Raw genomic sequence first — 20,800 nt, 5'->3', positions numbered from 1 at the left:
CAGTCCTATCTGTTTTCAGACAGTCATGGTGCATCAAGAGACATGCATCTGTTGGCCTACTCAGCTAATGGTTTGAGTACAGGCACAACAGAATGTGTGCTGGATATACCTTTGCACCCTGAAACGCTTGATCTCCGTCAGGTGGATAGTTCTTCCAGAGTGCTTGAAAGACGTTATTCCAGTGCTGAAACAGGTGCAGTTGAAAGCCATGTAGTTATGCCTCACCGGGATGATGTTGAACCCTCCTTTATGATTCTTCTGGAGGAGAAGAGCAACGGACAAAGGTTTCTGGTGATCTTTTCAATTGATACCGGCGGGAATATCTCTACTCATACTGTCTATCTCGATAATCAGAATGACCGGACGTTTAACGAGTTGAGTTGGGAAGAGGTTTCAATGTCTCCGGGAGAAAGCTGTCGCTTGAGAAATCGTATGGGGTTCCAGTTTGTTCAGTGTCTTGCAGAAGCCGACACTGGACAGTTCAGTAAACCTCTGAGTGACGGTGAGTACGAGGTTGGCTTTACAGAAGATGGCTTGTTTATTCGAACCGCTCAATCAGGCCCCAGATTTCTCCAGCTTCCCACTTTTGTGAGAACTCGTGCATTCAGAGGCTGGGGGTTCAAGCTGGTAAACAGCTCTAAAATGGCTGCGGTGGTGGCCAAGAGGCCTCCCGATCTGAGAGCCACTGTGACTGAGCGGTGGCAGAACGATGAGGACTTTGATCGTTTCTCCCAGCTTGCTGAAGCACTGTACAAGCTGGTCAGGCTAAGTTCTGATAAGCCCAAAAGGGGAAGTCCTACTTATGGGAAGAGTGACGATGAGTTAAACGAATACTGGCAACAGGTTTCAAAGCTGATTGGAAAGGTTCTGGCAGAGCAGTTAATAACCATCGAGACACTGTCTGCTTTCAAATCACAGCTTGGAATTGGAACGCCTACTTATACCATAACTATGGAAAACGTAGGTGGTGTCATGCAAAGGCGTCCAATGTCTGCTGAAGCGTTTGCTGTTCAGATAGCCCGGGACCTTATCGGGTTTGTGTTTAAGAGGGGCTATAAAGATCTGTGGCCTGCTTATATGGAGATGTTGTTTGCAGCCAGGAATATTGGTCAGGCCAAAATCGTAGACTTTTCAGCAGATGCTATGGTTTCTGGTTTCTATGCCATTATGGCTGAGCACGGGCTATGGTCGCATGTACATTCAGATGCTTCGCCGGACACTCACTCGGACCCTGGAGATAACAACAGTGTTCGCACAGAAATGACCGAGCTGACTATAGATGAAGAGCAATAATAATTATCTGGCACTTTAGTTTTGTTTTTCAATAAAATCGGACCTGTATCTTTTATGTACAGGTCTGATTCGTGTCCACTGCTTCTCGATTATTGGTTTTAGTCTGCTTTGCATCCCTGCCCTTTTCTGTCTGGTCTGCACCGGCCAGTTTTTCCAAGGCCAAGCGGGAGGCGGTAAAAATATACGCAGATCACCTCACCAGCTTTTATTGCGGCTGCGACATCAAAGTACAGGGTAAGAAACTGGTGCCTGATCTTGAGTCGTGCGGTTATGAGGTTCGCAAACAGAAAAAACGTGCTTCAAGAATTGAGTGGGAGCATGTGGTTCCGGCCTGGGAGTTTGGTCATCAGCTGCAGTGCTGGCAAGAGGGAGGCCGAAAGCGTTGTAAAAAGAATCCCGACTTTCGCAAAATGGAATCCGATCTTCATAACCTTGTGCCAGCGGTAGGTGAAGTGAATGGCGATCGAGCCAACTACCGCTTTGGCTTTTTGCAAGATACGCCCAATATGTATGGGCAATGCGACTTCAAGGTTAACTTTAAAGAGCGCAAGGCCCAGCCTCCAATGGTGCAGCGAGGCCAGATTGCCCGAATCTATCTGTACATGGCAGATCGCTATCCTTTCAGACTCAGCAAAAGTCAGAGAAAACTCTACGAAGCGTGGGATCGACTGTATCCGGCTACCTCATGGGAAATTGAGCGAAACGCTCGCATTTCTGAGGTTCAGGGTTGGGGGAATCCTTATGTTGGCAGGCACTCTCGGGGATGAATCCTTGTATTCGACTGTCCTATCGGCGGTCTGGGTATTATCATATTGCGATTAGCTAATTTTTAAAGCTCCCAAGGTTTATAGAGAATGGAACAGACCTTCATCGGCGATGATGGAATAGAACGTCAGTCACTGAGGGCTTACACAGAAAGCGCATACCTGAATTATTCCATGTATGTCATTCTGGATCGTGCCCTGCCCCATATTGGTGATGGCCTTAAGCCCGTACAGCGTCGTATTGTTTATGCGATGAGCGAGCTGGGGCTGAAAAACACCGCCAAATTCAAAAAGTCAGCCCGTACAGTCGGTGATGTGCTGGGTAAGTTTCATCCCCACGGTGACTCGGCCTGTTATGAAGCCATGGTATTGATGGCGCAGCCCTTCTCATACCGTTACCCGCTGGTGGATGGTCAGGGTAACTGGGGATCCCCCGATGATCCCAAGTCCTTTGCAGCCATGCGTTATACCGAGTCCAGGCTGACCCGTTATTCCGATGTACTGCTCGGTGAGCTGGGTCAGGGTACCGTAGACTGGGTGCCCAACTTTGACGGAACACTCGAAGAGCCTTCCATTCTGCCAGCCAGGCTGCCAAACCTGTTGCTGAATGGTACTACCGGTATTGCGGTGGGTATGGCAACGGATATCCCGCCCCATAACCTTAAAGAAGTGGCTCAGGCCTGTGTGCATCTGCTTGAGAACCCGAATGTCACAAACGCTGAGTTGATGGAGCATGTTAAGGGTCCAGACTTTCCTACTGATGCTGAAATCATTACCCCTCGTGAAGATATCCTGAAGCTTTACGAGCAGGGGCGTGGCTCGCTGAGAATGCGAGCAGTTTATCAGAAGGATGCCGGGGAAATTATTATTACCGCCCTTCCCTATCAGGCTTCCGGGGCTAAAATTCTGGAGCAGATTGCAGCCCAGATGCAGGCCAAGAAACTGCCCATGGTGGCAGACCTCAGAGATGAGTCTGACCATGAGAACCCTACTCGTCTGGTCATTGTTCCTCGTTCCAACCGGATTGATACTGATGGTCTGATGAACCATCTGTTTGCCACCACCGATCTCGAAAAGACCTACCGGGTCAATATGAATATGATCGGAGTGGACGGTAAGCCTCAGGTTAAATCTCTGGAAACCATGCTGAAGGAATGGCTGGTCTGGAGAACGGATACCGTCAGACGACGTTTGCAGCATCGCCTGGACAAGGTGCTGGCCCGTCTGCATATTCTTGAAGGTTTGTTGGCGGCATTCCTGAATATTGATGAAGTCATAGAGATCATCCGGACGGAAGACAAGCCAAAAGAAGTTTTGATGGAGCGGTTTGGTCTTTCTGACATTCAGGCGGATGCCATTCTGGAGATCAAACTCCGACAGCTGGCCAAGCTGGAAGAGATCAAGATTCGTGCTGAGCAGGAAGAGCTGGAAGACGAGCGCAAAAACCTTGAGCTGACCCTGAGCTCTGAGCGTCGCCTGAAGACTTTGGTCAAGAAAGAGATTAAAGCGGATGCTGAGGAGTTCGGTGATAAACGTCGTTCACCTATAAAGGTCCGTCAGGAAGCTCAGGCGCTTTCTGAAACAGACCTGATGACCTCAGACCCCGTGACTGTCGTTTTGTCCGAAAAAGGTTGGGTTCGTTGCGCCAAAGGCCATGAAGTTGATCCGGGCAGCTTGAACTATAAGGCAGGAGACAAGTATCGACTGTCAGCCAAAGGCAAGAGTAACCAGTCTTCTGTCTTTATCGACTCCACTGGGCGAGCTTACTCTATTCTGACACATACCCTGCCTTCTGCCAGGGGACAGGGAGAACCGCTTACCGGGCGGGTTAATCCACCTTCAGGAGCTACCTTTGAAGGGTTGTGTGTTGGGGACAGCAATGACTGCTATCTGCTCGCCAGTGATGCCGGTTATGGCTTTGTGGTTCAGCACTCTGACATGGTGAGTAAAAACAAGGCCGGTAAGGCTTTATTGACCCTGCCCAAGTATTCTCAGGTTATGTCTCCCATTCCGGTTTCCGGAGACGAACAGGTTCTGGCAGCGATTACCAATGAAGGACGTATGCTGGTCTTCCCTCTCTCTGAACTGCCCAAACTGGCACGAGGCAAAGGGAACAAGATCATTAATATTCCTGCTGCCCGGGCATCGGATCGTATTGAACTGATGGTGCATCTGTCGGTGATGAGCAAGGAAGACTCGTTAGTGCTTTATGCGGGTAAGCGCCATGTCACATTGAAGCCTGCAGATATTGATCATTATCACGGTGAGCGAGGCAGAAGAGGTAACAAGTTACCCAGAGGCTTCCAGAAAGTAGATACGGTTGAAGTTATTCGGTCGGGCGAGAAGGAAGAAGACTAAGGCAGTTTAAAGGTTATTGAACGGCCATGATCACAGGTTTTTTATAGCCGGGAGCTCCTGGCGGCAGTTAAAAACCCATCATGGCTGATTTAACCAAATTTGGATGCGGTTATGGGCTTTTGATGCCGCATCCCTTGATGATGAGGTTACACAGATGGTCTGTAGCCGCATCAAGATCCTTATCGGATAATGATTCCTTTCCTAGGACACAGGCTACCTGGGGGCTGTAGTCAACATAGTATTGAGTGGTCGCCCAGATAGTGAACAACAGGTGCAGTGGATCGACAGGATCCATCTTGCCCTGTTCTACCCAGGACTCAATCACCTGTGATTTCTCCTTGATCCAGGCTTTGAAGTGCTCAAAATGCTCTTTAAGGTGTTGCCCTCCATGAATGATTTCACTGCTGAAAATACGTGAAGCATTGGCATGAGCCAGGCAGTATTGCATCTTCGCCTGAATATACTGGCGAAACGCCTGGGCCGGATCATCTTCTCTGTTCAAACCGGAAAAAACGGCTTCCCAGAGTTCCATGATATGGCCGAGTACTGCGCTATAAAGATCTACTTTGCTGTTGAAGTAGTAGTGAACATTGGCTTTTGGCAATCCGGCTCTGTTTGCAATATCCCTGATTGAAGCCCCTTTAAAGCCACTAAGAACGAATTCGTCCTCCGCAGCTTGCAGTATCACCTGGATGTTCTTCTGGCGCACGCGGCTGCTCTTCACGGCCGTCTGCTGAACCTTGGCAGCGGAAGATTGCATAAAATCTCCGTATATTGATTAGATGTTATGACTTTCGACTATGAATATAGACAAGAGTTACGCAATTGCCATTCGCAGCAAATATTTAAATTACGACCATGGTTATTTATTAATCTGCCAAATAGTCAGGATTTTTATTTGAAATTCATAAGGATAGGGGGGATTGTAAAAAAATTATTTTCTGGGTGCGTAGTCAAAAACGTCAGAGGACAGGCTTTTTTCCGGGAAACTATTCTCAATCATTGCGTCATATGTCGTGTAAACCATTCGTGGTGAGCCACTGATAAAAGTTTCGCAATTGAGCAGTTTTTTACGGTCAGCCAATATCGCTTCATAAAGCAAGCCATGACGCCCACACCAGTCATCTTCATGAATAGCTTCACTGACAACCGGATGATAATGCAGGCCTTTGCCTGACCATTGTATGGGCAGGTTGGGCAGGTAAAAATCTCCGGGTGTACGAGCTCCCCAGTAAAGGTGCATTTCTCCCTGGTGACCAATGTGCAGGCAGTGCTCAATCATGCTTTTCATCTGAGCAAAGCCGGTGCCGGCTGCAACAAAGAGCAGTGGCTGCTGGCTGTCGATTGAAGGGGGAAGATGGCAGCGTCCCTGGGGGAGACTGATGTTGAGAGAGCCCTGTTTGATTTCCTGGAAAAGTTGTTGAGAGTTGGGGCTGTCTTTCAACTTCTGAATATGGAGTTCCAGCTGTTGCTGGTTTTCTCTCGGAGATGAGGCGATGGAAAAACAACTGCTTTCATTATTCTGGAGGTGAACAACCAGGTACTGACCCGGGTAGTAGTCCGGAAAAAAGCCGGAGTCAGTGGCCAGCTTGATTCTGTAGATGTCTGAACTGAGTAGTTGGGTATCGGCTACTGAGCAATGCAGGGTAACAGGTTCTGGTCTCTGCACAATGCCTACCTCCAAGAGTTCACGACCAGCGGAAAAACCTTGGAAAATGCTTTTCCCGCTGATTGTGTTAAAGAACAAAGTATTACTTTCAGTCTATACCTAATTCATCCCACAGATCATCAATCCGGTCCTTCACTTCCTGAGTCATGGTAATGGTCTGACCCCATTCTCTGTCGGTTTCGCCGGCCCATTTATTGGTGGCATCAAAGCCAACCTTGGAACCCAGACCTGCAACCGGTGAAGCAAAATCCAGATAATCAATGGGCGTGTTTTCGACGAACACACAGTCCCGCTTGGGATCCATTCGTGTGGTCATGGCCCAGATCACGTCATTCCAGTCTCTGGCATTCACATCATCATCCGTCACAATCACGAACTTGGTGTACATGAACTGTCGAAGGAATGACCAGACGCCCAGCATCACCCGCTTGGCATGGCCCGGGTATTCCTTACGCATGGTGACAACAGCCATCCGATAAGAACAGCCTTCCGGAGGCAGATAGAAATCGACTATTTCCGGGAACTGTTTTTTCAGAATTGGAATGAACACTTCATTCAGGGCAACACCCAGAATAGCGGGTTCATCAGGTGGTCTTCCGGTGTAGGTGCTGTGATAGATAGGGTCTCGTCTGTGGGTAATGCATTCCACAGTGAACACCGGGAAGCGCTCCACTTCGTTGTAATAGCCGGTGTGATCACCAAAAGGTCCTTCATCCGCCATCTCTCCGGGGTAGATATGCCCTTCCAGCACTATCTCGGCGCTGGCAGGTACCTGGAGGTCATTGGTAATACTCTTGACCAGCTCGGTTTTACTGCCCCTGAGCAAGCCTGCAAAAGCGTATTCCGAGAGACTGTCCGGAACGGGAGTAACTGCACCAAGAATAGTGGCAGGGTCGGCGCCCAGGGCAACACTGATCGGAAAGGGTTTGTCGGGATGCTTTTGCTGCCAGTCCCGAAAATCCAGAGCTCCGCCCCGATGGGACAACCAGCGCATGATCAGTTTATTTTTGCCAATCAACTGCTGACGGTAGATACCCAGGTTCTGGCGATCTTTTTCCGGTCCTTTGGTGATCACTAGTGGCCAGGTGATCAGTGGTGCTGCATCACCAGGCCAGCAGGTCTGGATGGGAATTCGGTTCAGGTCTATCTCTTCGCCTTTCAGTACAACTTCCTGACAGGGGGCTTTGCTGATGACCTTGGGACCCATGTTCAGTACTTGCTTGAAGACTGGCAGTTTTGTCAGAGCGTCACGGAATCCTTTGGGTGGATCCGGCTCCTTCAGATAAGCCAGCAGCTGGCCCACCTCTTTCAGGGCACTGACATTTTCCTGCCCCATACCCAGAGCTACCCGTCGTTCTGTGCCAAACAGGTTGGCCAGAACCGGCATGTCATAGCCTTTAGGATTTTCGAACAGCAGTGCAGGACCTTTCTTGCGAAGGGTTCGGTCGCTGATTTCGGTCATTTCGAGGTACGGATCGACTTCAGTCTTGATCCGAACGAGTTCACCCTGCTTTTCCAGCAGTTTGATGAAGTCCCGGAGGTCCCTGTATTTCATGGAAGTATAAGGCTGGTGTTAGAGAGAGGATGGGGATATTGCTGATGCAATATCCCCTGAGACGATCGATTACTTCCGCTTCATAGCCTGGAAGAATTCTTCGTTGGTTTTGGTGTGTTTCATGCGATCCAGCAGGAATTCGATAGCACCAATTTCATCCATTGGATGCAGAATCTTGCGCAGAATCCACATACGCTGCAGTTCTTCCTCAGTGGTCAGGTAGTCTTCACGGCGAGTACCAGACTTGTTGAAGTTGATTGCAGGGAATACACGCTTCTCAGCGATGCGGCGGTCAAGGTTGAGTTCCATGTTACCGGTACCCTTGAACTCCTCGAAGATGACTTCGTCCATCTTGGAGCCGGTATCTACCAGAGCCGTCGCAATGATAGTCAGGCTGCCACCTTCTTCGATGTTACGAGCGGCACCAAAGAAACGCTTGGGACGTTCCAGAGCATGGGCATCAACACCACCGGTCAGTACCTTACCAGATGAAGGAATTACGGTGTTGTAAGCACGGGCCAGACGGGTAATGGAGTCCAGCAGGATGACCACATCTTTCTTGTGTTCAACCAGTCGCTTGGCTTTTTCCAGTACCATCTCGGCAACCTGAACGTGGCGTGATGGCGGTTCGTCAAAGGTAGAAGCGACCACTTCTCCGCGCACGGAGCGAGCCATTTCTGTTACTTCCTCTGGACGTTCATCAATCAACAGAACGATCAGGTGACATTCAGGGTTATTGCGGGTGATGTTGGCTGCAATATTTTGCAGCATCAGGGTTTTACCGGCCTTGGGTGGCGAAACGATCAGGCCGCGCTGGCCTTTACCGATGGGTGCCACCAGGTCGATGATACGGCCTGTTAAATCTTCAGTGGAACCGTTACCCATTTCCATAATAAGACGATCTTGTGGAAATAAAGGCGTAAGGTTTTCAAAGAGGATCTTGTTACGGGCGTTTTCTGGTTGGTCAAAGTTAATTTCATTAACTTTCAGCAGGGCGAAATAACGCTCACCTTCTTTAGGTGGTCGAATTTTACCCGCAATACTGTCACCAGTTCTAAGGTTGAATCGACGAATCTGGCTGGGTGAAACGTAAATATCATCCGGACCCGCCAGATAAGAACTGTCGGCTGAACGGAGGAAGCCAAAGCCATCCTGAAGGATTTCAAGAACTCCGTCTCCATAGATGTCTTCGCCACTGCGAGCATGACGCTTCAGTATTGAGAAGATAACATCCTGCTTCCGGGAACGGGCCAGATTTTCCAGGCCCATTTCATTAGCGATCGCCAGAAGTTCAGGAACAGATTTTTTTTTCAGTTCGGTAAGATGCATAACAGTTCGCGAACGTTAAATTGAAAGGTAATGGCCGTCGTAGTTGCAGGAAGATCGGATATTATTGAGATTATTATATTCAGCATCGTTTAATATCGATGCCTGCTTAAGCTCATTAAAAACGGCTTTCAAGCTGTGACCTATAAAACGAAAAGGTGAGCTCGAAACAAACGTGGCCGGAGTATTTTCTACTGCTTATCAGAAGGGCCGCTGGGGCTCCAGGAACATCTCCAAAAGTCATGCCTGAAACAAGCAGATCTGATAACTCCCGAATTCACAGTCTATATCCTTTTCTGGAAAATAATCAAGAACTCCTGTTACGTCAACTTTTCAGGCACTTTTTTTGCTGGGAAGTTTTTCTCACCAAAGCATGTTAAAGAGCCGTTGATTCCGTGTATTTGGCGTCTGTCCATGAAAGCTCATTCTGAGAAGGGCTTAATTGTGACTATGCCTGATTATTTACCTTGAAGAATCTTTGATCACCCTCAGGAATGAAGAATCAATTCAGATATCCTCGGGTGTTAAGACTGTTTCTCGTGGGGTAACAATAGCATCTTGAGGCGTTGCCGGATGAAGGCTGATCATCCGGCAGGTTTTCTGTTGATCCTCTGCCTTATGAGCAAAAGTACCAGAAAGCCTCAGACGCTCCTGTAGCAGGAAGAGTGGATCTATTACAGGTTGCTGTCAAGAAATGCTGTCAGCTGGGACTTGGACAGAGCGCCAACCTTGGTGGCTTCAACATTTCCACCCTTGAACAGCATCAGGGTCGGGATGCCACGAACGCCATACTTTGGTGGAGTGGCTTCGTTGTCATCAATGTTCAGTTTGCAGATTTTCAGCTTGCCATCGTAGTCCTGGGCAATTTCGTCCAGAACGGGTGCGATCATTTTGCAGGGACCACACCATTCAGCCCAATAGTCGACCAGTACAGGACCTTCTGCCTTCAGCACGTCCTCTTCGAAGGTAGCGTCTGTCACATTGACAATTTCGCTCATGGAATGGATCTCCTAGCCATTTTGCTTAATGTCAGAGCTCGAATCATAGCAAAGGGGTAGCCCCGGAAACAAATTCGGCACTCTGATTTAATAATAAGTGGTAGTTTACAGAGTTATTGGTATTTGTATACGGCTGATAGTCTGAATCAGATTACTGTTGTCAGCAACCAGTGGCTTAAACCGTTGTGTTGCAATATGACTTATTCATCGTTACAACCTGATAAAACAGATAGCACTTTCTACCTTAAACTCTTTGCTAATGCCTATGTCGGAAGCGCTGAGGAAAGTGCTTTATTGGCTATAGGAAATGTGCCGTGACCCAAGCCTTCTGTTATATTGCAGGCTTATGCAAGCTTCAATGCCATGATCTGCGTGACAATAATGATTGCGAAGTCGTGGCCTGATATTCAACCAACCGTTTGTTCATCAGCTCCAGACGCTTGAGCGATCTATTGAGGCTGACGATTCAGCGGTAGTGTCGAAGAAAAGAACATTATGACAGACCAGGGTCGTATTGAGTCCGACAGCCAGCCTCTTGTGGCTGCTATTGATCTGGGTTCCAACAGCTTTCACATGATCGTTGCCAGAGTTGAGCAGGGTGAGATCAGGCCCATTGAGCGCCTGGGAGAAAAAGTACAGCTGGCGGCAGGGCTGAGTAAGGATGACCGTCTTTCTGAGCAAGCTATGAAGCGAGGACTTAACTGTCTGGCACAGTTTGCCCAGTATATGTCAGGCAGGCATTTCAAAGCACTCAGGGTGGTAGGGACTAATGCTTTACGAAAAGCAAAGAACAGCGCCGATTTTGTTGCAAAAGCAGAGAAAATTCTAAATCACCCTATCGAGATTATTGCAGGGCGAGAAGAGGCCCGTCTGATTTATCTGGGGGTGGCGCAAACCCAGTCAGACGACAATGATCGCAGAGTAGTTGTGGATATTGGTGGTGGCAGCACCGAGTTAATAGTTGGCGAACGCTTTGAGCCCAAATTGCTTGAAAGTCTGCATATGGGATGTGTCGCTTACACAGATCGTTTCTTTCCAGGTGGGGAGTTATCCTCTGAGCGCTTCCAGTCCGCTTACTATGCGGCCCGCCTTGAACTTTTGAATATAGAACAGGCTTATAAAAATCTGGGCTGGGTGGATGCAGTGGGATCGTCCGGCTCGATTAGAGCCGTCAGCACCATTCTTTCAGCTATGGGTCACGGTGAATTGATTACCCGGGATCGTATGGAAATGCTCAAGGCCCGGGTGTTGGAATTCTCTCATACCGGCAAGGTTCGCTTTCCGGGGCTGAAGCCGGATCGTCAGGCTATTTTCCCTGCGGGTCTGGCCATTCTTATGGCCTGCTTCGATGCTTTTGATATCGAAAAAATGCAGTACTCTGAAGGAGCCCTGAGAGAAGGCGTTCTTTACGACATGCTGGGAAGAGATCGTCATGAAAATGTTCGCGGTCGTACTATTTCTGCACTGATGGAACGCTATCATGTTGATCGTGATAACGCTGAAGGTATTAACAGGCACGCTCTTGCCTGCTTTGATCAGGTAAGAGAAGACTGGCGTCTGAGTGCTGCGGACCGAGAGTTATTGAACTGGGCTTCCCTGGTGTGTGAAGTCGGTCTGGATATCTCTCACTCCCAGTATAATCGTCACGGTGCTTATCTTATCCAGCATTCAGACTTGATGGGATTCAGCAAAGAGCGGCAGAAAAAGCTGGCTTTGCTGGTTCAGGGACATCGACGCGGGATTCCAAAAAGTTTGATGGAGCACACCGATAGCAGCCTACTGCTGAAGCTGACGATTCTGCTTCGCATGGGAATTGTGCTCAACCATATTCGTGGTAATGCGCTGTCTGACTTTGATCTGAAAGCGGGTAACTACTCTTTGAGTGTGAGCTTTCAACCAGACTGGCTGAGAGAGCACCCTCTGACGGCTGCTGACTTTGAGCGTGAGAAGAGCTATCTCCAGAAGATTGGCTTTAAGCTGAGTGTAAGTTAAGGCCATTTAATCAGAGAATCGCAGCATCAGGATCAGGCTGCGCTTCTCTGGCGATCAGCAGACATATCAAACTCCTGATACTCTTCCCGATCTCTTGTCAGCATGATAACGGCACCGTCAATCAGGCTGGTGCAGGCATCGTGTACGTGAGCGCTGTCGTTCATTAAAGAGCTGGCTTCAAAAGGATCAACCTGGCCTGAGCGAATCAGTTCGTTCAAGGTCTGGTTGGTTTGTTCATCCCTCTCCCTGAGTTCTTTCTTGAGTTGATCCGTATGTTCGCGAATATGGCTGTAATTACGTCGAACACCAAGGATATCTACCAGTTTTAGTACAGAAGCCAGGCAGAGCCGCAGCTGGTTATATTGTTCTCGGATCTGCTCATTCTCGGAGTCAGTGTATTTGCCCATATTTTTGTAAATGTGTTTAACGTGCTTAATGGCCTGTACAAAGTCCCTGCATGCCACTTTCAGGGCAAAAAGCTCCTGAGCCTGCTGTTTGGGTAACTGGCCTTCCAGTGCGCCAGAGTATTGAATGATGTCGGCATAGATGCCTTTTATATGGCGTATGTAGAGCTCCTTGATCGTCCAGGGTTGCTCTTCCCTTCGCCAGGTTTGAACCAGTTCATCCAGATTGTCCGATTCCCGAAGCTTTTCACCCGATAGATAGATGCCATAGCAGATCAGTTCCAGTGTGTTTCTATATAAATGTCCGCACTCTTTCGTGATAGCTCTCAGTGCGGTATCGGGATAGCTCAGAGTTACAGGGTTCAGATAAATGGCTCTTTCTACCTGGAGTGATTCATCTTCAGCAAGATTCAAAGGCACTTGAGGGTTGTTGTTGACGAAAAGAGTTTGCAGCCAGTTCACCATTTTATTGAGAAAGGGCAGTAACGTAACAATGCCAATGATATTGAACAGGCTGTGGAAGATCGCCAGCTTAAGCGTGTAATTATCTGGCGCTATTCCATATGCGCTGGCCAGGTAGTCCACGGCATCTACCAGAGGTTTCAGTGCCGCAATAGCGATTATGGCGGTAATAATATTGAACGTCAGATGGGCGACAGCAAGCCTTTTACCTTCTGCATTGGCACTGACTGCGCCGAGAATAGCTGTGATGGTTGTTCCAATGTTCGAGCCAATGGCCAGGGCCAGAGCATTCTCATAGGTCAGTTGACCTGCAGCCAGAGCTGAGAAAGTCAGCACCATTGTGGCGTTGGTAGACTGCATAATAATGGTCGCCAGCATGCCTATCCCGGTGTAAACCAGCACACCCATCAAGCCATGCATGGCAAACTCAGCCAGGTCGATGGAGCTTTTGAAGGCATCAAAACCCACCTTCATGTAGTGGATGCCCAAAAACAGAAAACCGATCCCCAAAAGGATGTATCCCAAACCATTCACGTTCTTGTGCTTATGGGATTTGAATATCAGTCCGATGACCAGCAGAGGCATGGCATAGGTTGATAGCTTTACTTTTAAGCCAAAGACAGCAACCAGCCAGGCACCTGCTGTGCTGCCAAGGTTGGCACCAAAGATAATACCGACTCCAGCCGTAAGTCCTATAAGGCCTGCACTGAGGAAAGAAATCACAATGACAGAAACCAGAGAGCTGGATTGCAGGAAGGCGGTTGAAATTAAACCAAAAGACAAGCTTTTCCAGACCTTGTCCGTAGTTTTCTGTAATAAGGCTTCCAGCAGGCCTCCTGTATAGACTTTGAAACCTTGCTCAAGGTAAACCATACCAAACAGGAAGATAGCAACACCCGCCGCAATGACCCGAAATTCGGGACTGACCCAGAAACCGTAAACCAGCATCAGAATGATCGAAGGCAGAAAAAGCCGGCTTAGCATGCCTGATTGAAAGCTCATACACATTCCAGTGAGTGACTTTTATAGGGTCGTTATCGGCGTATTGGTCCGGATTTTTCAATTAATTTATCTGTAGCAAAACTGTCACTAAAGAGTCAGGAACAAGGCCCGATAATATGGGTTCCTGATATCCGGTCACTGATCCGGTGACGGGTAGAGCCTGATGGCAGGAAAGCTTCTCAAGAATAAGAAACTGGGAGCTTTCACAGAGCAGTAGCGGCAAGTTTCACGTTAGAAAACTTTGTCCAGGTTGTTTATTGAGAAGGTTAATAAGATGGCCGGAAATCTTATAGTAAAGGATCGAACCACCTGTGAGCAGGGGCGGTTATACCAATGCCTGAGAAATGGTCGGGTCAAGGKATTGATGGACAGTGGAGAAGTCAGGGAGTACTTCGCCAAAGATCTTATTGGTACACTGGCATCCAGTCCAAGGACTGACATCTCTGAAAGGCATCGCCTTAAACAATGACTGGACAGGCTGGAATGAGTAGCAGATCAAGACCCGCTTATCGTGGGTCTTCTATTATTGAATCAGACGTTCTTCCTTGTCATTGCTGACACCCTTTTTCAGGGCATTTATTTGTTCACTGCTGCTTCACGTTTTACACAGAATCCATAAGTCTGTTTCAGCCAGAAAGGGTTTCTTGAGTTGATAGAAATTAATCGTTTTTTATGTAATAAAACACATCAATTCTTTCTTAGTTAATTCCTGGATATAAGAAAAAATCATTTCTCAATTGACCTGTTTGCTATTTAACTAAATCATCGTGATTGGATTCAGGTACCCCTATTCATGAATTCCCCATACTCGGTTGAAAACTTTCAGCGACCTGTCATTGACGCACCTAATGGTGCAGAGCAGATTTTACTGCACTCTTGTTGTGCTCCTTGCGCCTGTGAAATCATGAGTGCTATTAAAGCGTCGGGCATTGAGCAGACCGTATTTTTTTATAATCCTAATATTCATCCATTGGAAGAATATGAGTTAAGAAAAAAAGAGAATAAACGTTATTGTGAAAAAAATGACATCAAGTTTATTGATGCCGACTATGATACTGAAAACTGGTTTGAGCGCGTTAAGGGGTTTGAGGATGAGCCTGAGCGTGGAGAGCGGTGCACTCTATGCTTTTCCATGCGCTTTGAGAGAACTGCATTGTATGCGTTTGAACATGGGTTCAATCTTATTTCCAGTACACTGGGAATATCCCGATGGAAAAATCTTGAGCAGATCAATCGCTGCGGTGTTGAAGCGGCCAGTCGCTACTCTGAGATAACTTACTGGACCTTTAACTGGCGTAAGCAGGGTGGCGCTTCAAGAATGATAGAAATATCCAAGGATGAAAGCTTTTATCAGCAGGAGTATTGCGGCTGCGTATATAGTTTGAGAGATACTAACCGCTGGCGAATGAGTCAGGGGCGTCCGAGAATTAAACGACTTATCAAGTTTTATGGTGAAAGCTGAATAGCTTTCTTGTGTGATACATTGAGGTCTGATGATGAATATATTTGATGAACTTCTACACCGCCTTGGTAGTAAAACCAGAATCCGTTCCCTCTTCAAAGATATTGCTATGGATGAGATGGAACGTATCATTCATCGCCTGAATGAGGTTCTGGAAGAAAAAAATCAGGAAAAAGAAGCCGAAGAGCTAAAAAGAAAAGAAAAGCTTCAAAGTGTAGAAGAGATCAAGAAAGTCATGGAGTCCAAAGGTCTGTCGATGTCTGACCTGAATCTTTTGCAGGAAATGGGAAAAGAAGGCAAGCGCAAGAGAAACGTTTCCAAGCACAACTTTGAGTACCAGACGGCTTCTGGCGATACAGTCCGCTGGTATGGGTCAACAACAGGGCGCTTGCCTAAAGATTTTCAGGACTATCTGGACCGGACCGGAAAGAAACGCATCGACTGTATAGTGGACGACGAATAACGGCTTACCGGTGAGAATGATCAGGCTTGAAGATGTGTGACCAGAGAACGCATCCAGAGAGACAGGTCACTGATGTCGTCCAGAATCAGAAACAGCAGGGCGACATCCACCGGATCAATTTCACTTTCCATCTGGCAGGTTTGTTCTCTGATTTCGTGGCTTATCTTTCTCAGCTCATCCACATAGCCTGCAAGGTTCTTCCTGAAATTTCCCTGTGATTTACTGTGCTGCTTTCTAAATCCACCCTGGCTGAGGTTATTTAATTCCAGCACGCCCTGCCTTAACTGGTAAACCGTTTTGCCAAACTGTCGTGTCAGGTTATTCAAAGGCACAATCATTTCGATCGGTAATCGAAGAGGACGATAGCTCAGACGTTCGGAAAGCCTGAATACCTGATGAGCCAATTGACTTTGAGTTTGCAGGACATCAATAACCACTTCTCTGGGCTGAGCGGTCAGAGAAGGTCTTTGCAGCCGGGAGAGCACATCCTGTTCAAGCTGTTCCAGTTGCAGAGGAAGCTCCTTGATCCAGGGAGTGCTGGCAGGTGCTTGCATTTGTTCTGAACTCAGGCTTTGAATCTGGCGGTTGAGATGCAAAAGCGCATCCAGAACGGCGTTGCGATGCCGAAGCAGTGGTTTGAAGGGTGAGCCAGAGAAAAGGCTGGCAAAAGTTTCGAGATCCATAAACGCCTGTATCGGCCATACAGGGAATTGCCATAGTGCAAAGAAGTAATCCGAATGCGCTCAGCTGATTTATTTTCTAAACCGTTTCTATACTTTGAATGAAATCCAGAGGAAATGATTTTCAGGGAATGAATCATGCAACCATCATCATCGAATGATTTGATCACTCAAATACTGGCATTACCCTCCTCTCCCAATACTCTTTTGATGACCGACTCTGTGCCAACTGCATCGACTAAAGGAAGGATGGGTCGCTTTATTGCCAAGAGACGCGAAACTTCAGAAACAGAACCTGCACTCAATGCTGTGCAATTTTTGAGAGAGACTTTGAATGTTCCTCTGGAAGGAAGGAGCCGTATTTCTGTGGCAACTGCCCAGGAAGTGATTCGTCGCCATCACCCACCTCAGGAAAGTCCGGTTGAAATAAGCCATGAGCAGGAAACGGCTGAAACTGAATCGATGAATGATCAACCAGTGCTCCATGAAGTTACCCCTGAGCCCATAGCTGAAAATACTTTGGGGGCTGTGGGTAAGCCAGCCAGACGAGTTCAATTTACCTCAGAAGTTGAAGCCAGGGAGGAGGAGAAAGCACAGGAGCGTAAACAGAAACGCTTCGAAAAGTCCAAAAAAGTGATTGATGAAGCTTTGGCCAATGGTAATTTTAATCAGGACATCAATAGTTATTTAACCCACACCACGGCAAAAGATCTCTGCGATCTGATTGAATATGTCAAAGAAAACTACTCTCAGGATGAAATAGATCAGCAGTTAGCAGAGTTCACATACTGGGCACCGTCACATACCTGTTATCAGTATTTATTGGAAAAAGTGCTCTCATTGCAATGGCCTCAGGCGAAAGAAAAGTTTGTTCAGGTAATAGCTGACAGGGATACAGCCAGAGACTTTATCAAGAGCTCTTCAATGCTTGTTGAAGCCTGCGGCGCTGATTTGGAAGATGTAGTGGATGAATTTCTGGAGTCTGCCCGAAGCGAGGTAGACCAGTTTCAAACGTTTTATTCTGGATTCAGTGACAGTCTTTACGCACTTTTCAAAGATACCTACGAAGAAGATATAAGGCATGATTTATTATTGGGTAGTGAGGATGACGATCGAGCAGAAGTCATCAAAGAAAACTACGCACGAATGTCTGGGGACGTCGAGTTGTTGGGTTCGATGTTGAGAAATGTGAATCAAAGAGCACGAGGTAATACACGAGGGGTGCAGTTGATCATAAAGTTAATGAATGCTGTGAGAGAAGAACTGCTAAGGGAAGGTGGTGAAAGGCCAGCAAGTCCCAGTTCAGAGGGATAAGCACTGCCATTTAGACAGTGCTTATTATGAACATCAGGGCAGATTACGAACCAGCAAAGACATTTCGTTAGGTTCAACACCTTCTGGTAAAGGAATCTTGACGATGTGACCTGAGCCGGGAGCTACTGATACGGACTCACCTTTTTTGTTTTCAATGTGATCCAGATTAAAGGCAACATTTCCTTTTGGCGTCATGAGCTCCATGGTGTCACCCGTCTCGAAACGGTTTTTAACCTCAATGGTGATCTGGCTGCCGTCATTATCGAGAATTTCACCCACGAACTGCTGCTTGGAGCCCCTTGAGTTCCCATACTCGTAGTTCTGGTATTCATCATGGACATGGCGGCGGTAGAAGCCTTCGGTGTATCCACGGTTAGCCAGATTCTCCAGTGTGTCCATGGCACTCATGTCGAAAGGAATGCCTGCGGCAGCGTCATCAATCGTTTTGCGATAAACCTGAGCCGTTCTGGCCACGTAATAGAAAGACTTGGTTCTGCCCTCGATCTTCAGAGAGTGAATGCCCATCCCCGTCAGACGATGAACATGCTGAACAGCCCTGAGGTCTTTCGAGTTCATGATGTAGGTGCCATGCTCATCTTCAAAAGCGGGCATATACTGGTCGGGTCTGCCTTCTTCCTGAAGCAGAACAATCTGGTCTGATGGCTGACCGTCCCCCAGAGTGGGTTGAACAATCTGTGGTTCAGCACTGACTGGAACAACGTCACCGCTGTCGGTTTCTTTGGCTTCGTGAGCCTGGTAGTTCCAGCGACAAGCGTTAGTGCAGGTTCCCTGATTCGGGTCTCGTTTGTTGATATAGCCCGACAACAGGCAGCGACCTGAATAAGCAATACACAGAGAGCCGTGAACAAACACTTCCAGCTCCATTTCAGGGCACTCTTCACGGATTTCCTGAATCTCTTCCAGAGACAGTTCACGGGAGAGGATGATTCTCTCAACACCCTGCTTTGCCCAGAACTTAACAGTGGCAAAGTTTACAACGTTGGACTGTACAGAGAGGTGTACAGGCATATCAGGAAATGTTTCGCGAACCATCATGATCAGACCCGGATCGGACATGATCAGGGCATCCGGCTTCATGGCAATCACCGGCTCCATATCCCTCAGGTAGGTTTTTACCTTGGTGTTGTGAGGGGCGATATTACTGGCCAGGTAAAACTTCTTGCCTAATGAGTGAGCTTCATCAATGCCCTTTTGCAGGTTTTCATTTTTGAAGTCGTTGTTACGAACTCTGAGGCTGTATCGGGGTTGTCCTGCGTACACCGCATCGGCGCCATATGCGAATGCATAGCGCATGTTTTTTATGGTTCCGGCAGGGGAGAGGAGTTCCGGTTTCATATGACAGCTGGTGCCCTGTTGTCAATGCAAGGGCGCGCATTATATCAGGGTGATTGCTTTCGGAAATAAGCAGTTTGTGAAGGGGAGGTGTAATAGTTTTCAGAAGGCAGCAAAGAGTTATCAGCGGACGCTGCTTCTATGTGGCAAGTACTGAAAGGAAGAGCGGGCCCGACTGAACATCGGGCCGTAAAAAGCCCAGGATCTTACTTGATCTTGTACTCTTTGTACTCAACGTGCTTGCGTACAACTGGGTCGTACTTTTTGAACACCAGCTTGTCTGGGGTGTTACGCTTGTTTTTGGTCGTGGTGTAGTAGTGACCAGTGCCAGCAGATGAAACCAGCTTGATCTTTTCACGAATACCTTTAGCCATGACTTATTGCTCCCGCTATCTTAGATTTTTTGACCGTTAGCACGCAGATCGGCCAGAACGGTGTCGATACCTTTCTTGTCGATGATGCGCATGCCTTTAGCGGATACACGCAGGCGAACGAAACGCTTCTCGCTCTCTACCCAGAAACGCTTGTGGTGCAGATTTGGCACAAAACGACGCTTGGTCTTGTTGTGTGCGTGGGAAACGTTGTTCCCGGTAACCGGGCGCTTGCCGGTAACCTGACAAACTTTGGACATAGTGGTGGCCTCTCAAACCAAAAAAACCCAGCCATGAGGCCGGAGGATTCCGTTGTTCGTTTTCGGGCAGGTCTGCCCAAGGTTTAGAGTCAGAACTCTCAGCAGCTACCCATATACAAAGACCGCGCTTTATATCAAAGTCAAGGCTTTGGTGCAAGTTGGGTGCTATAGGCGTTTTCCGTCTGGTGGCTCGAAAGCCTTGTCCTGACTGGCTCAAACAAAACTGAAAGGAAAAGTCCTGTATGAGCTTCGGACTGAATTATCGCTTGATTTCAACAGAAGCTGTAGTGGTAAAAATCGATATTTCCACAGCAATGGTATCTGATTATCACTTACACAAGCGGTATAGAGTCTTTTCAATCTTCATTAGTTTCATAGACTCACATAAGTCCCTGCTCTGCCAGCGAAAGGGTGTCGCCCTTCCCTACAATAATGTGATCAAGCAGTCTGATATCCAGCAACGCCAGAGCATTTTTGAGTGTCTGGGTGATTCTGATGTCTGCCTGGCTGGGCTTTGGATCTCCGGATGGGTGATTATGGCTGGCGATAACCGCCGCTGCATTGAGTTCCAGAGCCCGCTTCACAATTTCTCTGGGGTAGACCGGAGCTGAGTCAAGGGTTCCCTGAAACAGGGTTTCCAGAGCTAGCACTCTATGGCGGGTATCCAGAAAAAGGCAGGCGAACTCTTCCCTCTGAATTCCGCGAAAATGAAGCTGGAGGTATTGGCGGGTAGCGTCAGGGCTGTTGATGATGCTTTTTTGGGACAACTTTTCAGACAAAACTCTCTGACAGATTTCAAGAATAGCGCTCAGCTCTGTCGCTTTTGCCTTTCCGAGTCCCTTTAATGTTTTTAATTGAGTGGGGCTGGCAGACAGCAGTCCATCCAGTGATTGAAAGTGATGAATAAGTTGGGAAGCCAAGGTTAGTACGTTAGTGCCTTTGTACCCGGTACGCAGCAGGATCGCCAGTAACTCTGCATCGCTTAAAGCGGACGGGCCTTGGGAGATCAGCTTTTCCCTGGGGCGCTCTTCTTCTGGAAGCGTCTTGATAGCCACGGATGGAGAGTGATTATTC

Annotated in this window: 19 protein-coding genes; 8 read left to right on the top strand and 11 right to left on the bottom strand. The window is 47.8% G+C overall.

Features of this window, described 5'->3' with window-relative positions; genetic code table 11:
• The 3 genes from WG89_RS31115 to parC all read left to right on the top strand — a co-directional run.
• Positions 1 to 1,293: hypothetical protein (locus tag WG89_RS31115; protein WP_172806760.1), on the top strand; the 1,293-nt coding region annotated here is incomplete at its 5' end.
• 71 nt (positions 1,294 to 1,364) lie between these two features.
• A complete protein-coding gene (locus WG89_RS09195; RefSeq protein WP_153301500.1) occupies positions 1,365 to 2,060 on the top strand; it encodes an endonuclease in 696 nt (231 codons plus the stop codon).
• Positions 2,061 to 2,147: 87 nt separating this feature from the next.
• Positions 2,148 to 4,415, top strand: a complete 2,268-nt coding sequence (parC, locus tag WG89_RS09190) for a DNA topoisomerase IV subunit A (RefSeq protein ID WP_062264597.1) — start codon at positions 2,148 to 2,150, stop codon at positions 4,413 to 4,415.
• Positions 4,416 to 4,524: 109 nt separating this feature from the next.
• Here the strand turns inward: parC and WG89_RS09185 are convergent, their stop codons facing one another.
• From WG89_RS09185 to trxA, 5 genes are all read right to left on the bottom strand, one after another.
• Positions 4,525 to 5,175, bottom strand: a complete 651-nt coding sequence (locus WG89_RS09185) for a TetR/AcrR family transcriptional regulator (protein ID WP_062264594.1) — start codon at positions 5,173 to 5,175, stop codon at positions 4,525 to 4,527.
• A 174-nt stretch (positions 5,176 to 5,349) separates the two neighbouring features.
• Complete coding sequence (locus WG89_RS09180; protein ID WP_172806759.1) at positions 5,350 to 6,084, bottom strand: NAD(P)H-flavin reductase; 735 nt, start codon at positions 6,082 to 6,084, stop codon at positions 5,350 to 5,352.
• An 88-nt stretch (positions 6,085 to 6,172) separates the two neighbouring features.
• Positions 6,173 to 7,639, bottom strand: coding sequence for a 4-hydroxy-3-polyprenylbenzoate decarboxylase (gene ubiD, locus WG89_RS09175; RefSeq protein ID WP_062264590.1), 1,467 nt, complete (start codon positions 7,637 to 7,639; stop codon positions 6,173 to 6,175).
• A 69-nt stretch (positions 7,640 to 7,708) separates the two neighbouring features.
• Positions 7,709 to 8,968: a transcription termination factor Rho gene (rho, locus tag WG89_RS09170; RefSeq protein ID WP_062264588.1), complete on the bottom strand. Its 1,260-nt coding sequence runs from the start codon at positions 8,966 to 8,968 to the stop codon at positions 7,709 to 7,711.
• Positions 8,969 to 9,639: 671 nt separating this feature from the next.
• On the bottom strand, positions 9,640 to 9,963 hold the full coding sequence (gene trxA, locus WG89_RS09165) for a thioredoxin TrxA (RefSeq protein ID WP_062264585.1): 324 nt from the start codon (positions 9,961 to 9,963) through the stop codon (positions 9,640 to 9,642).
• Between the two features lie 495 nt (positions 9,964 to 10,458).
• On the opposite strand from trxA, the gene ppx reads away from it, so the two are divergent.
• Positions 10,459 to 11,955, top strand: a complete 1,497-nt coding sequence (ppx, locus tag WG89_RS09160; protein ID WP_062264583.1) for an exopolyphosphatase — start codon at positions 10,459 to 10,461, stop codon at positions 11,953 to 11,955.
• Between the two features lie 32 nt (positions 11,956 to 11,987).
• Here the strand turns inward: ppx and WG89_RS09155 are convergent, their stop codons facing one another.
• A complete protein-coding gene (locus WG89_RS09155) occupies positions 11,988 to 13,823 on the bottom strand; it encodes a Na/Pi cotransporter family protein (protein WP_062264580.1) in 1,836 nt (611 codons plus the stop codon).
• A gap of 274 nt (positions 13,824 to 14,097) precedes the next feature.
• Here WG89_RS09155 and WG89_RS09150 point away from each other — a divergent pair, with 274 nt between their 5' ends.
• The 3 genes from WG89_RS09150 to WG89_RS09140 all read left to right on the top strand — a co-directional run bounded on the left by WG89_RS09150 (position 14,098) and on the right by WG89_RS09140 (position 15,748).
• Positions 14,098 to 14,292: a hypothetical protein gene (locus WG89_RS09150; RefSeq protein ID WP_062264576.1), complete on the top strand. Its 195-nt coding sequence runs from the start codon at positions 14,098 to 14,100 to the stop codon at positions 14,290 to 14,292.
• A 324-nt stretch (positions 14,293 to 14,616) separates the two neighbouring features.
• The gene (locus WG89_RS09145; protein ID WP_062264573.1) at positions 14,617 to 15,285 is read left to right on the top strand and encodes an epoxyqueuosine reductase QueH; all 669 of its coding nucleotides are present in this window, start codon (positions 14,617 to 14,619) and stop codon (positions 15,283 to 15,285) included.
• Positions 15,286 to 15,316: 31 nt separating this feature from the next.
• Positions 15,317 to 15,748 (top strand): H-NS family histone-like protein, encoded by a 432-nt coding sequence (locus tag WG89_RS09140; protein ID WP_062264568.1) that lies wholly within the window; start codon positions 15,317 to 15,319, stop codon positions 15,746 to 15,748.
• Between the two features lie 20 nt (positions 15,749 to 15,768).
• On the opposite strand, the gene WG89_RS09135 is transcribed toward WG89_RS09140, so the two are convergent.
• Positions 15,769 to 16,431, bottom strand: a complete 663-nt coding sequence (locus WG89_RS09135; protein WP_062264565.1) for a DUF47 family protein — start codon at positions 16,429 to 16,431, stop codon at positions 15,769 to 15,771.
• Between the two features lie 135 nt (positions 16,432 to 16,566).
• On the opposite strand from WG89_RS09135, the gene WG89_RS09130 reads away from it, so the two are divergent.
• Positions 16,567 to 17,742 carry a hypothetical protein gene (locus tag WG89_RS09130; protein ID WP_153301499.1) on the top strand — a complete coding sequence of 392 codons (1,176 nt, stop codon included), beginning with the start codon at positions 16,567 to 16,569 and terminating at the stop codon, positions 17,740 to 17,742.
• 33 nt (positions 17,743 to 17,775) lie between these two features.
• Here the strand turns inward: WG89_RS09130 and trhP are convergent, their stop codons facing one another.
• The 4 genes from trhP to radC form a co-directional block, all read right to left on the bottom strand.
• Positions 17,776 to 19,098 (bottom strand): prephenate-dependent tRNA uridine(34) hydroxylase TrhP, encoded by a 1,323-nt coding sequence (trhP, locus tag WG89_RS09125; protein WP_062264558.1) that lies wholly within the window; start codon positions 19,096 to 19,098, stop codon positions 17,776 to 17,778.
• Positions 19,099 to 19,301: 203 nt separating this feature from the next.
• On the bottom strand, positions 19,302 to 19,469 hold the full coding sequence (rpmG, locus tag WG89_RS09120) for a 50S ribosomal protein L33 (RefSeq protein WP_034834535.1): 168 nt from the start codon (positions 19,467 to 19,469) through the stop codon (positions 19,302 to 19,304).
• A 20-nt stretch (positions 19,470 to 19,489) separates the two neighbouring features.
• Entirely contained in the window at positions 19,490 to 19,726 is a 237-nt protein-coding gene (gene rpmB / locus WG89_RS09115; RefSeq protein WP_062264555.1) for a 50S ribosomal protein L28, read from the bottom strand.
• 380 nt (positions 19,727 to 20,106) lie between these two features.
• The gene (gene radC / locus WG89_RS09110) at positions 20,107 to 20,781 is read right to left on the bottom strand and encodes a RadC family protein (RefSeq protein ID WP_062264605.1); all 675 of its coding nucleotides are present in this window, start codon (positions 20,779 to 20,781) and stop codon (positions 20,107 to 20,109) included.
• Between the last annotated feature and the right edge of the window lie 19 nt (positions 20,782 to 20,800).

Source organism: Endozoicomonas arenosclerae, assembly GCF_001562015.1.
GTDB classification, from domain to species: domain Bacteria; phylum Pseudomonadota; class Gammaproteobacteria; order Pseudomonadales; family Endozoicomonadaceae; genus Endozoicomonas_A; species Endozoicomonas_A arenosclerae.
Note: the sequence above shows the minus strand (reverse complement) of the source record. Positions and strands in the feature narration are given on the sequence as shown.

Coding starts and splice junctions, on each gene's coding strand:
- parC (WP_062264597.1), top strand. CDS start 2,148: ATGGAACAGACCTTCATCGGCGATGATGGAATAGAACGTCAGTCACTG.
- WG89_RS09185 (WP_062264594.1), bottom strand. CDS start 5,175: ATGCAATCTTCCGCTGCCAAGGTTCAGCAGACGGCCGTGAAGAGCAGC.
- ubiD (WP_062264590.1), bottom strand. CDS start 7,639: ATGAAATACAGGGACCTCCGGGACTTCATCAAACTGCTGGAAAAGCAG.
- rho (WP_062264588.1), bottom strand. CDS start 8,968: ATGCATCTTACCGAACTGAAAAAAAAATCTGTTCCTGAACTTCTGGCG.
- trxA (WP_062264585.1), bottom strand. CDS start 9,963: ATGAGCGAAATTGTCAATGTGACAGACGCTACCTTCGAAGAGGACGTG.
- ppx (WP_062264583.1), top strand. CDS start 10,459: ATGACAGACCAGGGTCGTATTGAGTCCGACAGCCAGCCTCTTGTGGCT.
- WG89_RS09155 (WP_062264580.1), bottom strand. CDS start 13,823: ATGAGCTTTCAATCAGGCATGCTAAGCCGGCTTTTTCTGCCTTCGATC.
- WG89_RS09145 (WP_062264573.1), top strand. CDS start 14,617: ATGAATTCCCCATACTCGGTTGAAAACTTTCAGCGACCTGTCATTGAC.
- WG89_RS09140 (WP_062264568.1), top strand. CDS start 15,317: ATGATGAATATATTTGATGAACTTCTACACCGCCTTGGTAGTAAAACC.
- WG89_RS09135 (WP_062264565.1), bottom strand. CDS start 16,431: ATGGATCTCGAAACTTTTGCCAGCCTTTTCTCTGGCTCACCCTTCAAA.
- WG89_RS09130 (WP_153301499.1), top strand. CDS start 16,567: ATGCAACCATCATCATCGAATGATTTGATCACTCAAATACTGGCATTA.
- trhP (WP_062264558.1), bottom strand. CDS start 19,098: ATGAAACCGGAACTCCTCTCCCCTGCCGGAACCATAAAAAACATGCGC.
- rpmG (WP_034834535.1), bottom strand. CDS start 19,469: ATGGCTAAAGGTATTCGTGAAAAGATCAAGCTGGTTTCATCTGCTGGC.
- rpmB (WP_062264555.1), bottom strand. CDS start 19,726: ATGTCCAAAGTTTGTCAGGTTACCGGCAAGCGCCCGGTTACCGGGAAC.